This is a genomic window from Streptomyces sp. NPDC045695, assembly GCF_056432025.1.
In genome coordinates, this window is sequence record NZ_JBWKJU010000002.1 from 649,069 (window position 1) to 662,732 (window position 13,664).

At 69.5% G+C, this 13,664-nt stretch carries 13 protein-coding genes and 2 pseudogenes; 8 read left to right on the plus strand and 7 right to left on the minus strand.

Annotated features, from left to right (window positions below; translation table 11 throughout):
- Together AC07DU_RS06240 and AC07DU_RS06245 are read right to left on the minus strand one after the other, a co-directional pair.
- Positions 1-246 (minus strand): hypothetical protein (locus AC07DU_RS06240; protein WP_479109848.1); only part of this gene is annotated, 246 nt, incomplete at its 3' end.
- Positions 247-393: 147 nt separating this feature from the next.
- Positions 394-543 carry a hypothetical protein gene (locus tag AC07DU_RS06245; RefSeq protein WP_479109850.1) on the minus strand — a complete coding sequence of 50 codons (150 nt, stop codon included), beginning with the start codon at positions 541-543 and terminating at the stop codon, positions 394-396.
- A gap of 59 nt (positions 544-602) precedes the next feature.
- Here AC07DU_RS06245 and AC07DU_RS06250 point away from each other — a divergent pair.
- A pseudogene (locus AC07DU_RS06250) lies at positions 603-731 on the plus strand (IS5/IS1182 family transposase); the annotation flags it as partial.
- Positions 732-977: 246 nt separating this feature from the next.
- On the opposite strand, the gene AC07DU_RS06255 reads toward AC07DU_RS06250, so the two are convergent.
- Positions 978-1,985, minus strand: a complete 1,008-nt coding sequence (locus AC07DU_RS06255) for a hypothetical protein (protein WP_479109852.1) — start codon at positions 1,983-1,985, stop codon at positions 978-980.
- 499 nt (positions 1,986-2,484) lie between these two features.
- Between AC07DU_RS06255 and AC07DU_RS06260 the strand changes: the two genes are divergently transcribed.
- Positions 2,485-3,378, plus strand: a complete 894-nt coding sequence (locus AC07DU_RS06260) for an IS5 family transposase (RefSeq protein ID WP_479109854.1) — start codon at positions 2,485-2,487, stop codon at positions 3,376-3,378.
- Positions 3,379-3,559: 181 nt separating this feature from the next.
- Here AC07DU_RS06260 and AC07DU_RS06265 read toward each other — a convergent pair.
- A pseudogene (locus tag AC07DU_RS06265) lies at positions 3,560-4,216 on the minus strand (BtrH N-terminal domain-containing protein); the annotation flags it as partial.
- Positions 4,217-4,404: 188 nt separating this feature from the next.
- Between AC07DU_RS06265 and AC07DU_RS06270 the strand changes: the two are divergent.
- The 4 genes from AC07DU_RS06270 (at position 4,405) to AC07DU_RS06285 (ending at position 6,085) form a co-directional block, all read left to right on the plus strand.
- Positions 4,405-4,818: a phage holin family protein gene (locus AC07DU_RS06270; protein ID WP_479036432.1), complete on the plus strand. Its 414-nt coding sequence runs from the start codon at positions 4,405-4,407 to the stop codon at positions 4,816-4,818.
- On the plus strand, positions 4,815-5,369 hold the full coding sequence (locus tag AC07DU_RS06275; RefSeq protein ID WP_479109856.1) for a DUF3618 domain-containing protein: 555 nt from the start codon (positions 4,815-4,817) through the stop codon (positions 5,367-5,369). The genes AC07DU_RS06270 and AC07DU_RS06275 overlap by 4 nt, the downstream gene beginning before the upstream one ends.
- Positions 5,366-5,632 carry a DUF4235 domain-containing protein gene (locus AC07DU_RS06280; RefSeq protein ID WP_360893264.1) on the plus strand — a complete coding sequence of 89 codons (267 nt, stop codon included), beginning with the start codon at positions 5,366-5,368 and terminating at the stop codon, positions 5,630-5,632. The genes AC07DU_RS06275 and AC07DU_RS06280 overlap by 4 nt, the downstream gene beginning before the upstream one ends.
- Positions 5,633-5,695: 63 nt before the next feature.
- Complete coding sequence (locus AC07DU_RS06285; RefSeq protein WP_479036429.1) at positions 5,696-6,085, plus strand: hypothetical protein; 390 nt, start codon at positions 5,696-5,698, stop codon at positions 6,083-6,085.
- Positions 6,086-6,167: 82 nt separating this feature from the next.
- Here AC07DU_RS06285 and AC07DU_RS06290 read toward each other — a convergent pair whose 3' ends face one another.
- Positions 6,168-7,442 carry a PucR family transcriptional regulator gene (locus tag AC07DU_RS06290; protein WP_479109858.1) on the minus strand — a complete coding sequence of 425 codons (1,275 nt, stop codon included), beginning with the start codon at positions 7,440-7,442 and terminating at the stop codon, positions 6,168-6,170.
- 402 nt (positions 7,443-7,844) lie between these two features.
- On the opposite strand from AC07DU_RS06290, the gene AC07DU_RS06295 reads away from it, so the two are divergent.
- A complete protein-coding gene (locus AC07DU_RS06295) occupies positions 7,845-9,188 on the plus strand; it encodes a lipase family protein (RefSeq protein WP_479109860.1) in 1,344 nt (447 codons plus the stop codon).
- 169 nt (positions 9,189-9,357) lie between these two features.
- Positions 9,358-11,403 carry a nuclease-related domain-containing DEAD/DEAH box helicase gene (locus AC07DU_RS06300; RefSeq protein ID WP_479109862.1) on the plus strand — a complete coding sequence of 682 codons (2,046 nt, stop codon included), beginning with the start codon at positions 9,358-9,360 and terminating at the stop codon, positions 11,401-11,403.
- A 563-nt stretch (positions 11,404-11,966) separates the two neighbouring features.
- Here AC07DU_RS06300 and AC07DU_RS06305 read toward each other — a convergent pair.
- Both AC07DU_RS06305 and AC07DU_RS06310 read right to left on the minus strand, forming a co-directional pair.
- Positions 11,967-13,130 carry a PP2C family protein-serine/threonine phosphatase gene (locus AC07DU_RS06305; RefSeq protein WP_479109864.1) on the minus strand — a complete coding sequence of 388 codons (1,164 nt, stop codon included), beginning with the start codon at positions 13,128-13,130 and terminating at the stop codon, positions 11,967-11,969.
- A gap of 212 nt (positions 13,131-13,342) precedes the next feature.
- Positions 13,343-13,516, minus strand: coding sequence for a CsbD family protein (locus AC07DU_RS06310; RefSeq protein WP_360893285.1), 174 nt, complete (start codon positions 13,514-13,516; stop codon positions 13,343-13,345).
- Between the last annotated feature and the right edge of the window lie 148 nt (positions 13,517-13,664).

A 13,664-nucleotide genomic window follows, 5' to 3' on the forward strand; every position in this document is an offset into this window, starting at 1 on the left:
CTGATGCTGATCGGAGGTCAGATTGTGCCGAGCCTCCACTGCCGGTCCGTCTTGTTGCACCCAGATGGAGGCAAAGCGGGGTTCATTGCCGTAGCCACTGACCCAGATGGGTCGGAATCCCCTGCCGAACAGGTCGTTGACTGTCTGCTGATGCTGATCGGAGGTCAGATTGTGCCGAGCCTCCACCGCCGACCCGCCTTGTTGAAGCCAAACCGAGGCAAACCTAGCAGCACCTGCCTGCGCCATCTTGGAAACTCCTCCCGCAACCAGCCTTTTCGGATACTTCCTGGACTTTGGATGAGCAACTGCCGGTGATCACCTAGCCCTGACTCGGCGTTTTCGGCGAAGTCGTTCATAGAGCGACTGCCCGCCTAGGACTCCGTGAACATGATGCTAGTTACAGAAGCTCTCGAATTCTTGCAGCTTGTCGGTGAAGACCTCGGTGTCGTGGATGACCACTCCTTCGAACACGCTGTAGAACACCTTGGCGTTGATGCGGTGAAAGCGCTCCACCTGACCATTGAGCCCGGGCGTGCGGGGCATGGTGTAGACGTGGTTGATGCTCGTGTCCAGCGCATGCCATCGAGGTGTCCTCCGAATGCGCCCACCAGCGTGCCGCCGGAGCTGGAAAAGGGGGATCCGCAGCCCGGGCATCGGACCGTGGCGGCCTGACCAGCAAAATCCACCTCGCCTGCGACGGCGTCGGCTGCCCGCTCGCCTTCACCCTCACGGGGCGGCAGCCGGGGCGGCAGGCCACTGGGTGATCCAAACGAAAGCCCCTAGACCGCCCCACCGCTCTTGGAAGGCGACAGCCCGGTCGATCTCGGCATCCGGAATCCCTTGCTTGAGCCATACCTCCCGAAAGGGCTTGAGGTCGCGGTGTGGAACACGCAGCCCGTGTCCCTCGACGAAGTACCGAGCTCGCCGACTCAAGCCTTCAGGCGCCTGAGGAATCAGCGGCACTCGGGGGTCTGCCGTCACGGTTGCTGCCTCTCGTATGGAGAGGTTGGTGCGGCCGGGTGCGGCGGTGCCGACGGCTGCGGAGCGCTGGACCAACGGACGGGGTCGCCGCCGGGGCCGCCGGTGAGCCAGGAACCGTCGCCCAGGGGCACCAGCTCGTACGGGTTGCTCGCCTCGACAGTGAACTCGCCGCTGAGGGTGCTCGTGCGTACGTCGACCAAGTGGTAACGGAACCACTCCTCCGCGTCCTGACTCTCACCGCCCAGGGTGACGATGGCCGTGTCCTCGGTCAGGTAGCCGCCGCTCCATTCCACGAAGGAATCCTCCGGGTCGTACCCGAAGGCTTCGACGGGGAGGGTGAAGAGCACGTCCCCGTTGGGGTGGTCGTGGAAAGCGACGTCCGCCTGCCCGTGGTCCACCGTCATGAACTGGTGCCCGGACGGAGCCAGGTCGATCAGGCAGCGGTCCTGCCACGGGTAGGTCACGAACTCCGGCTCGCTGTCCGCCCCGCCCGTGCCCCTGAGAATGACGGAGCCGTCCTGGCCCTCACCGATGTCGATGTAGATGCTGCCGTCCACGGGATGCAGGTGGTGGAAGGCGCCGTGCCCGACCGTCTCCAGTTCCCGGCGGGCGACGACCACACCGCTGTCGGCGTCGTGCACGACCCACTGGTCCCCGCCCCCGCGTCCCGCCATCGCGTCCGGCCGGTAGACCCACACCGTCCGGCCGTCCAGAGACAGCGCACAGCCAGGCCGGTGGCCATGGCGTACGTCAGAGTGCGGTTCGAAGTCCGAGGCCCACATGAGGTCGCCGGCGCGCGTGAGGCAGACGACTCCGTTCAGCGTCGTGTACACGACCCGCTCCAAATCCTGCCGGACCACCGACGCTACGACCTCCTCGCCATCCCTCGGCTGGAAAATCGCTGCTGGCTCCAGCGTCCCGTAGACGCCGGCGCCCACGACGTAGGCGTGGATCCGCCCGTCGCGGAGACGCGTGATGACCTTCGGCGGCGGCTCAGGAATCATCCGCTGAGGCTAACGCCCAGCTCAGGAACCTCAAGAGCCGGGGCGGTGTGGGCCCGAGTTGGGTAGGCACGGGCTAGCTGCAACGTTCAAGGGCCAACGAAAACACTAGGTTTCAACAACACAGCGTTACGGAAGCAAGATCCGCCAAGTACTGCACTCGTCCGCCAAGTAAGAATCTCGGTCGCAACCATCTCCTGGCGCGACCCGACACCCCAGGCCAAACACCTGATTCCGTGATAAAACACTGGGAGAAAACGACCTCTAAGAGGTCGTTTTAGCCTGACTTAGCCCTTCTTGGGGTGATTCTCGGAGTGCGGGGTGGTGGTGCGGAGGCGGCAGCAGGTGTGGTTGGGGCCTGTGGGTCGGCTGGGGTGACAGGTGGGGCAGGATGCGGCTTGTTCCTGTTTCATCCCAGGACGCACGGGTTTCCTGGTCGCGTGCTTCCGCCGTCACCGTCGCACGCCTGGGCGCACTCGGTCCGTGACGGTACGCCGGAAGCATGGCGAAGCGACGTCCGTATCCGAGTGATCTGTCCGATGCCCGCTGGGGGTTGATCGAGCCGGTGCTCTCGGCCTGGCGTTTCGAGCGCCGCGGCCGGGCCCTGGACTTCGGTCGGCCGCCCGAGCACGACCTGCGCGACATCATGGACGCAATCTTGTACGTGGATCGCACCGGGGTGCAGTGGCGGTACCTCCCGCATGACTTCCCGCACTGGAACACGGTCTACGGCTACTTCGCCAAATGGGCGGACGAGGGCGTATTCGCCCAACTCAACGGCCTGCTCCGGCAGCTGCTACGGGAGAAGGAGGGACGAGACGGCGAGCCGTCGGCCTGCGTGATCGACGCGCAGAGCGTCAAGACCTCCACCAGCGTCCCCGCTGTCGGCCAGGGCATTGACGCCGGAAAGAAGATCGTCGGCAGGAAGCGGAACATCGTCACCGACACCCTCGGACTCCTCCTCGCGGTGCTGGTCACCGCGGCCAGCGTGCAGGACTCCATCGCTGGCACCCGGCTCCTGGACCAAGTTGCGGCAAAACACCCCGGCATCCGAAAGGTTTGGGTCGACGGAGGCTACCGCCAGCACCTCGTCGAGCACGCCGCCACCCTCGGCATCGACATGGAAATCACCACCCGCAAGCCTGGGACCAGGGGCTTCACCCCCATCCCGAAGCGGTGGGCGGTAGAGCGGACATATGGCTGGCTGATGCTCCACCGCCGCCTGGCCCGCGATTACGAAGCCCTGCCCACCCGCTCCGAAGCCCTGATTCACCTCGCGATGACCGACCTCATGGCCCGCCGCGTCACCAGCGAGAACACCATCTCCTGGCGCGAACCGAAGAAGACCGCAACCAACCCATCTCGGGATGAAACATCGGACGAAAACGACCTCTAAGCCAAGTACTACAGCGGCAGATCTTCCCTGCGGCGATCGAAGCTGATCGTTTCGCGCTCCAACGCCCGCCCGACTCCACGGCGCGAGGACCGAGTCGGGCTCGGTCACCGGCTTGGCGACCGAGCCCGCGCTTCACGGTGGCTCAAGGGGGAGACCTCCTGGTGGGGCCTGGTCGTTCTTTTACGTGCCCCGCGGCCCTCTCGATGCCGCGGTGGCCCAGGTTCGCGATGGGCGGGTGCAAGAAGGCGTCGGCGCAGGTCTTGATCGCGGGGACGATCCGGTCTTGAGGTGGCGTCAGGCCGACGGGCGCCGTGATGGTGAAGGAGCGGTTCTTGGCGGTCATGGGGCCGCGCTCGCCTCTGGCCCTGGCCAGGCTGGCGAGACTGGTCGAGACGGCTCCGCCCTGCGGTTCGGTGTCCACCAGGTAGGCGTCCTGTTCGTCGTAGCCGTACATGGCCACGACGTGCCCGCCGAAATGCACCTTGGTGCTGAAGTAGTCCAGGTGGTAGCTGTCGAGCTGAAGGCCGACCGGCCGACCGGCGTCGAGGGGTGCCGCAACGTTCCGCCACGCCGTGCGCTGGGAGGTGGTCTCGCCGACCAGAAGCTCCAGCCCGAGCCGGGCGGTCAGGTTCCTGGTGAGCTCGAACGGCTTGACCCGGCCTCCCAGGAAGGGGAAGCCCATGCGCTTGCTGTCCCAGTAGATGAACGAGAGCCCGGAGCCGAGCCCGAACAGCATGGGTTCGGACAAGTCGAGTCCCTCATGCCGCAACAGCACGCCCAGCGCCGTCGTCTCACAGTGCTGCATCCCGCGTACATCGATGTCCTTCACCATGGCCATGCCGCGCATTCTCCTCCTCACGGGACGCCAACACGCGGTCGGGCGTACCGGATCGCGCCTCCGCGGCGTGATCCGCACGACGCTGCTTGCCGCACGGAAGACGGGGCAGTCGCTGGGTAGGCGCTCCACAGCACCTGACCGATGCATCGCCCGTCCCAGCAGAAGGAGGAAGGCAAGGTGTTCCCCTCATGAGCACGGTAGAGCGGCAGTCTCACGCCACCGACGACTCGGTGGGCGTCCTGGTGTCACGCGCCTCACAGCAGATGTCCGAGCTGGTGCGCGAGGAGATGCAGCTGCTCCGCGTGGAGATGACCCAGAAGGGCAAGCGCTACGGGAAGGGCGGCGGCCTCTTCGGCGCCACGGGAGTCATCGGCTACCTGGCACTCCAGGCGCTGACGGCCACCTGTATCGCCGCACTCGCGCTGGTTCTACCGGTATGGGCCTCCGCCCTCATCATCACCGCGGTCCTGGCGATCGCGGCGGGCTGGACCGCGCTGGCCGGCAAGAAGCAGATCGCCCAGGCCGGCACCCCGGCTCCCGAGCGGACCATCGACAGCGTCAAGGCCGACCTGGCCGAGATCAAGGAGAAGGCACACCGATGAACGACGATGCCCGCACCACCATAGGCACCCCCGTCCCTGACCCCGGCAGCGCCGGCTCCGAGGAACTGCGCGATCACATCGAGCGCACTCGCGACGAGCTCGGCCGGACCGTCGAGGCCCTCGCCGCGAAAGCCGACGTCAAGGCCCAGGCGAAGGAGAAGACGGCTGCCGTCAAGGAGCAGGCGAAGGAGAAGACGGCTGCCGTCAAGGAGCAGGCGAAGGAGAAGACGGCTGCCGTCAAGGACCAGGCCGCCGAGAAGGCAGCGCTGGTCTCCGACCAGCTCCGGGAGAAAGCGGGGGAGGCCGCCCGGCTGGTGAAGGACAAGACCCCCGACCCGCTCCTGGAGAAGACCGCGCAGGCCGCGGCGCAGGTCCGGGAGCGGGCGGCCAAGGCGGGCCAGTACGCGGCGGACAAGACGCCCGACCCGCTGCTGGAGAAGGCTGGCCGGGCAGCGACGACGGCACGCGCCAACCGGACCCCGCTCCTCGTGGCCGGAGCCGCCGTAGGCGTCTTCCTCCTGGTCCGCCGCAGCCGCGGGAACCGCCGATGAAGGCGTCCAAGATCGCCTACAAGCCCGTCGGGCTGGCCCTGGGCGCCCTCAGCGGCGTCATCGCGGGCGCCGCCTTCAAGCAGGCATGGAAGGTCATCGAGGGCGAGGACGACGCTCCCGACGCCACCGACGAGGACCGGAGCTGGAAGCAGATCCTGCTCGCCGCGGCCATCCAGGGTGCGATCTTCGCCGTGGTCAAGGCCTCGGTCGACCGGTCCGGTGCCGTAGCCGTGCGGCGTATGACGGGCACCTGGCCGGGCTGACCGGCAGCGGTGCCGGCCCCCTTCCCCGCCCCGGCCGGCACCGCCCCCCGCCCACCCACCCACATGCCCCTCACCGACAACGCGGACAACGCCATGTTCGTGGAGGAAGCCATGGCCGAGCACCACGGTCCGCACGTTCTGGCAGCCGCGGCCCTCACCGCAGCCCTCACCGGCGCCGTCACCGTCGGCGTCCTCGCGTGGCGTTGGCGGTTCACGCGCGCACGACGCGACACCGGGCACGGCGCCAGCACCGCCCGCGCCCCCTGGCGCCGTACGGCGCCCACACCGGCCGCGGCTGAAGCCGGTCGACAGCGCGTGGTCACCCTGCACGCGGCCTACCTCGACCAGGCGGGCGATCAAGCGCTCAAGACGGCCGACGCGCACCTCGACCGGTACTGGGCGAGCATTGCCCCTCTCTACCCGCGCTCGACCCCCGGCCGTGCCCAGGGCTGACAGCCGCGGCCGGGCGCAGGGGTGACCTGCTGCCGACGGAGGCGGTCTCCAAGGTAGGCGCTCCCGCGACCCCCGGCCTATGTCAGCCGGTGTCGGGCTCGCCCCGCCGTACCGAGTCGTGGGCGGCCAGTGCGGCATGCAGCGTCAGCAGATCGGCGCCCCGGGCCGCGTCCAGTGTGGTGAGCTCCGTCGCCTTGCGCAGGCGGTAGTCCACCGTGTTGGGGTGCACTTGCAGCCGGGCGGCGGCCCGGCGCCGGTCGAGCCCGCAGGCGAGGAACGTGCGCAGGGTGTCGAGCAGTTCCGGGCGCCCGGTCAGTGGGCCGAGCAGCGCGGCCAGCCCGTCCCTGGCCCGGCTCGGGCGGCTCAGCTGGTATTCCAGCAGCACATCGTCGAGCAGGTAGAGTCCGGGCCCGCGCCCGGACGCCTCCGCCACCCGCCGTACCTCACCGACCAACCGGGCCGCGTCCGCGACGCCCCCCGGTGCGGCAGCGGCCGCCGCCACCAGCAGCTCGGCGCCGCACATCCGAGCGAGCTGCTCGACGAGCCGGGTGAGCCGCTCCCGGTCCGCGGCGGCGAAGTCGGCGGCGGGCGACTCGTACGGGACCAGCACCAGCCCTCCGTCGCCCGACAGCACGGACAGTGGGACACCCGGTGTCTGGCGCTGTAATTCGTTGCGCAGACGCCGGAGTTTGCGGCGCGCGGCGACGGAGTGGTTCACTCCGGGCCGCAGCTCGTCCGGGTGCGGTCCCATGGCGATGCTCAGGACGAGGTACGTGGGAGGCAGCCGGATACCGGCGCGGTCGGCCGCGGCTCGTGGGTCCCCGCCCTCCAGCAGCCGGGACAGCAGAGACTGCCGGGCGACCTGCTCGTCGCCGAGCGCCGCCTGCCGCTCCTGTACGTACCCTGCCGCGACCGCGCAGCTCACCTGTCGGAGGTAGCCGAGCAGCCGGTGCTGGACCAGCAGCACGTCCGGCAGGTCGTCCGGCTCGGCCGTCGCGAGGATCTGGGCCGCGCACTCCTCCGCTCCGAGGTGGTAGGCGCCGACGACGGCATCCAGCGGCACTCCCTCATCGGCACGTCGGGCCGACGACTCGCTGATCCTCGCCAACTCGGCCTCCTCCGGCAGCTCTCCGTGGCGCAGCACCCGGATGAAGGCCCGGATCCCGCGGTCGACCTCCTTGGTGATCTCGCCGCGGAGCTGTTCCGAGGGCAGTGCTCCGTAGGCGGGCAGCTGCTCGACGAGCCGGGCCGTCACCGTCGGCGCCAGGGTCGGCGCGGCGGCCAGAAGCCGCTTGTGAACCGGGACGCCGCCGAACTGCGGCCCCACCGCACCTTCCGCGGCTTTGGATGCGGTCACAATGCACCTCGCGAATCTCTGTTGTGCCACCCGGAGACATGCCCCCGTCGCACCACCATGCTGGTTTCCGGGACGTTACTTACTAGTTGGTAACACGCCTGCCCGGTGGATCGCCAGCCGCGTTCCGACCCAGAGCGCATCCTCCACCGGATCCCCACGCCCCCACCCGCACCGGAGGACCGCCGTGTCCGCGCAACAGGCCGCCGCGCCCCCAGCTGATCACGCCGCCTCCCGGCCGGGGCTGCCCGCGCCGCCCGATCCGGGCGCACTCCACCGACCGGGAACCTGAGCACGCGTCAGGCCCGGCTTGCGGCGGTCGACGGACCGCCATGGCGGCGGCGCCACAGGACCCCTTCCAGCTCCGACAAGCCCAGCGATCCCATTCCACGATTCGGGGGAATCATGCCCAGAAAGACCGTTCGTCTCCTGGCCACCGCTTTCGTCGCCACGCTGGTCGTGACCGGCGCGCCCGCCGCAACGGCCGCCGCCGTCACACCGTCTACCGCTACCGCAACCGCCAGCGACCCCTTCTACGCCTACAGCGGCAGCGCGCCCCTGTCCTCGTTCTCGCCGGGCACCGTGCTGAAGACGCGGACGCTTAAGTACCACCTCGTGGGCCTTCCCACGCCGGTCACGGCGGTCCAACTGCTCTATCGCACGACCGACGCCCAGGGCCACCCGTCCGCCAACGTGACCACGGTGGTGCGCAGCCTGACGGGCGACGGCAGCAAGGCGGTGTCCTACCAGTCGTTCTACGACTCCCTCAACCCCGAGCACGGCCCGTCCCGGGCCATCGCCGGTGACGTCTCCCTGGGTGGCGTCATCGCGAATGCCGAAGCCGTCTTCATGGCACCGCTGCTCCTGCAGGGCTACAACCTCGTCATCCCGGACACCGAGGGACAGACCGCCAACTTCGCGGCCGGGCCGGAGTACGCGACCAACACGCTGGACTCGATCCGTGCCGCGACCAGGTCCGCGGCGACCGGCATGAACGCCGACACCAGGTTCGGCCTGATGGGATACTCCGGCGGCGCCATCGCGACCAACTGGGCGGCCGCGCTGGCGCCTTCCTACGCGCCCGAGGTCAACAGCAAGCTGGTGGGTTTCGCCGAGGGCGGTCTGCTCGTGGATCCGGCGCACAACCTCAAGTACGTGGACGGCTCCCTCGTGTGGTCGGGTGTCATCCCCATGGCGATCATCGGCGTCTCCCGGTCCTACGACATCGACCTCAAGCCCTACCTGAACGACTACGGCCTGGGGGTGTACGAGAAGCTGGAGCGCGGGTCGATCGTCGACGCGCTGGGGCACTACCCCGGGCTGACCTGGAAGAAGATGGCGAAGTCCCAGTACGGCGACCCGAATTCGATTCCTGCCTTCGTTCAGGCGGTGAACAAGATCAACCTCGGGTCGGCGCCCACCCCGACCGTCCCGGGACTCATCGCGCAGGGCAACGGGGGAGTCCTGGAAGGAACCTTCAGTAATCGTCCGGGCATCGGCACCGGTGACGGGGTCATGGTCGCCGGAGACGTGAGGACACTCGCCCGGCAGTACTGCGCGACCGGCAACGGATCGATCAAATACCAGCAGTTCGACCTGCTCAGCCACGTCGGCGTGCCCGTCGTCTGGGCACCCGTCGCGATGGGCTGGCTGAACGACCGTTTCGCAGGCAGCAAGGCCCCGTCCGACTGCGGCCACATCCCGGCAGGCAACTCGCTGGCGCCCGAAAGCCCGGTGCCGTCCTCCTGACCCGCCGTGCGCTCCCCGGGCCCCGCCGACCCGATCGCCCGGCGGGGCCCGGCCATAGCGCTCGTAGGTGAAGGCGGGGCCCGGGGGCCACTGCCCGGCCGGCACGCGCCCTGCCGTTCGGTCGCGTTCCGTCCTATGATCGCTACTCCGCGTACGAGGGGGGCTGGCCATGGGGGCAGGCGGGGCGGCATCGCAGCGGGCGCAGGACGCGCGCCGACAGGAGCGGTTACTCCGGGAGCAGTGGCAGGCCGCCCGCCGACAGGCCCTGGGGTGGGAAGCAGCCGGCGAAGGCGAGCAGCGCGTTCTCGCCCAGCTGTTGGTGCTGACCGCGCGCGGGTGGCGGCTGCTCGTCGACCGCCGACGGGCCGGGCGGACCGCCCACGCGGACATGCTCCTGGTGGGGCCCGGCGGCGTTTTCGTCATCGACGTCATGGCCGACGGCGAGCCGGGGGACGAACACGCGGCCAAACTGCTCGCCGCCACGAAGGCTGCCGAGAGCGCAGTGGCGTCGCTCGGAATGTCACCGGTGGCGGTCCAGCCGCTCATGGTCTTCGCCGGGCGGCGTTACGACGCGGACCTCGGCCGTATACGACTCCTGGGCGAACAGGAGATCGGCCCCGCGCTGCTCTCACAGCAGCGCAGGCTGCGGGCTGAGTCGGTCCGGGCGATCGCCGATCACCTCCAGCGGGTGTTCCCGCACCATGGGCCGACGGCCGTCGACCCACAGGCGCCGTCAGCGCCCGAGCCCCACCGACACAGCTCCTCGGACGGGCTGTTCGACCTGGAAGGGCTGCGTGACGCGGCGCTGAAGGCGGCGATGCACGAGCCCATCGAGCAGTGGATGACCTTCCTCCACCCCGATCAGGTCACCCTGGTGCGACGCAACTGGTCCGGCCCGGCACGCATCAGCGGACCCGCGGGTACCGGCAAGACGGTCGTCGCCCTGCACCGTGCGGCCCACCTGGCCCGGCGGACGACCGGCCGCATCCTGTACGTCACCTTCGCCAACAACCTGCCCCGTGTGCAGAGCACCTTCCTCAAGACCATGGCCCCGGCCGTCGCGGACCGGGTGGACTTCCGCAGCCTCCACTCCTGGGCACAGGAGTTCTTGCAGGAGCGCGGCGTACCGGTGCGCCTGCACGGGGACAAGGCCGAGACCGCCTTCAGCCTCGCCTGGAAACACGTAGGCCGCGAGAGCGCCCTGGCCGAGCTCGACCCCGCCCCCGCCTACTGGCACGAGGAGATCGACTACGTCATCAAGGGGCGGGGCCTCACCCGCTTCGAGGAGTACGCGACCGTCCCCAGGCGGCGGCGGAAGGCGAGCCTCCACCGAACGCACCGGCAGTCGGTGTGGAAGCTGTACCAGGAGTACGAAGCGCTGCGCAGCGAGCGCGGCGTCCACGACTTCAACGACGTCCTCTCCCTCGCTCTGGCCGAAGCAGCACGCCGGCGCGAGCGGCCCCCGTACGCGGGCGTCATCGTGGACGAGGTCCAGGACCTCACCCTGGTCGGCGTGCGTCTCCTGCACGCGCTCGTCGGTGACGCGCCCAACGGTCTGCTGCTCGTCGGCGACGGCCAGCAGACCGTGTATCCGGGCGGCTTCCGCCTCACCGACGCGGGCATCGACATCCGCGGCGACCGCGGACAGGTGCTGCGCACCAACTACCGCAACAGCAAGCAGATCCTGGACGCGGCCCTCACCGTCGTGGCCGACGACGCCTTCGAGGACCTCGACGGCATGCGCACCCCGGGCCGCCGCGAGGTCGACCTCACCTACCACGACGGGGACGTCGTACGAGTCACCAGGCCCGCGCTGGACGCCCACGACGGGGAACTCCTCAACGCCCTGCGCTCCCTGCCGGACGGTGCGCTCGCCGACACCGCCCTGCTGTGCCCCTCCATGCGCGCCATCGGCCATTACCAGCGACTGCTCGCCCAGGCGGGCATCGCGGTGTGCCAGTTGGAGCACTACGACGGCCGTGCCGTCGACGCGGTGAAGCTGGGCACCTATCGCAGGGCCAAGGGCCTGGAGTTCAAGAACGTCTTCCTGCCCCAGCACGACGCGGTGCTCGCGAACGGCACGCAGGCCGACACGGCGGGCGGTACGGAGACGCCGCAGACGGCCCGGGAGCGTGAGGAACTGCGGCGCAGCCAGCTCTTCGTGGCGATGACCCGGGCCCGTGACCTGCTCTGGCTCGGCAGCGTCACCGGGTAGAGGGCCATGGCTGGCTCCCACGAGGTGCGTGGGGGAGGGGGCTGCTCTAGCGTCGGAGGGGGAGGGATGCCTTGCCGAGGCGAGCCGAGCCGGTCCGGTGCGGGGCCAGGGGCCTGTGACCGTAGGCCGGCTGCACGTCGGCCGTGCCTCGGCGCCGTTCCGACGCGGTCCGGCACGCCAAGGCAAAGGGCCGCGCGGCGATCCCGGAGAGCAGGTACGTCCCATGCGCACGTCGACCCGTATCGCAGGTGCCCTCACCACGCTGACTTTGGCCCTCGGAGGAGCGGCCCTTACGGCCCCCGCCGCCCATGCAGACGTCACAGCCTGCATCAACCAAGTCGAGCGGGAGCTGAAGGGTGGCGAGGCTCCGGAATCCGTCCGCGCGGCGTGTTACGTCGCGTTGACCGGCGCCCACGATCAGTGTGTGACCGGTCTGACCAAGGTCAGCGGTGTGACCAAGGGGACCGCGGAGACCGCCTGCCGACTGGCCCCGAACTAGGCCGTCTCTTTCGGATCTTGCCGGGCCGGCAAGATCCGGAAGAGACGGCCTAGGAGCACCGCCTTCACGCGAGCCGGTCGATGAGGATCATCGCCACGTCGTCCGTCAAGCGGCCCTCCGTGTGGCGGATCAGCGCCTCGTGCACTTCGTCCAGGAACTCCTGCGGGGAGGCGTCGGCGGGTATGTGCTCCACGGCCTGCGGCAGAGGGAAGAAGTCGCCGTCACGGTTGCGGGCTTCGATCACGCCGTCCGTGTAGAACAGCAGCCGGTCACCGGGCAGGAACGGGTAGCCATCTGGCTGGGCGGGCGGCCCGTGGACGAGGTCTTCGAGACCGAGCGGCGGCTGTGGCGAGTCGGGCATCAGAGCCTGCGCCGTGCCCTTGCGCAGCAACAGCGGAGGCGGATGACCGCGGTTGACCACGTGCACCACCAGTTCGTCCGGCACCTGTGCGATGAGCGCGGTGGTGAACCCCTCCATGAGGACCTCGGGAAGTTCCGCCTGAGAGTAGGTGCCCGGTACGGCGGCCTCGCGCCGCAGCGCGGCCGCGCAGTGGTTCATGACCTCCTGCACTGCGTCCTCGTAGTGAACCGCCTCCCGGAACGCGCCCAGTGCCACCGCGACCGCGCGTATGGCGGACAGCCCCTTCCCCCGGACATCCCCCACGATCAGGCGGACGCCGTAGCGCGTCTGCACGGCCTCGTACAAGTCTCCGCCCACCAGTGCCCCCGTCTCTGCGGCCAGGCACATGCTGGCCGCCCGTACGGGGCCCAGGAGCTCGGGGACAGGCCGCAGGACGACCTCCTGAGCCGCCACGGCGATCCGGCGGACCTGGTCGAGCTCGCTCTGCCTGCGCGTGCGCGCCGCGCTACTCAGGATGACACTGACCACTGACACCACGATCAGCCCCAGGAAGTTGCCGATGATCAGCTGCGTCTGGGTTCCCCACGAGTGGTTGTAGGTCGCGGAGGTCACGTTCACACCTACGGCGAGGGCTGCCGCGGACAGCGTGCCCACCGGGCCCATCGTCAACGCGGCCAGCGCCGGCGTCGTGGTGAGGACGGGCCCGGTGACGAGATAATGCGCGGGTGAGAGCTCGATGGCCAGCACGCCGAGCGCGATGGCGAAGGGCGCACCGTGGGCCAGCAGGAACAGGGCCTCGCCGCGACGGCCGACTCCTGCCCGAGAGGACGCTCCCGGCCGAGCGGGCGAGCGAGGATGAGACCTCATGGGAACAGCCTGCCTCGCGGAAGCCGTATCGGCCTCCCGGAAGCCCGTGACCAGCGTGTACACCGGTGACAGCGACCAGCGTGTACGCCGGTGACAGCGCGGCTCGTGTACACCGGTCACAGCGCGGCTCGGGCCCCGGGGACGCGGCTGGGCCCCGACCCAGGGGGAGGAGGTCGGGGCCCAGCAGTGCGACGGCGGTGTGCCGTGGGCGGTCAGTCGCGGAAGACGTCCTTGACGTCTTCCTTGGCGTGGCGGGCCTTGCCCTTGGCCTGGTCGGCCCGCCCCTCGGCGGTCATGCGCTCGTTGCCGACGGCGCGGCCCACCGTCTCCTTGACCTTGCCCTTGGCCTCTTCGGCGTGCGCCTTGTTCTTCTCTGTGCCCGACATGGGGACCTCCTCGTTGCGGTACCGGATTGGTCGTGACCGCTCTCCTGCTCCCGATCGCCGCCCGCAAACCCCCCGGCGGCAGAAACCCGGCCTCGCGGGCCCGCGTCACGCCAGCAGCAGGATCGCCGCCGCCCCCAGGACGTCGTGG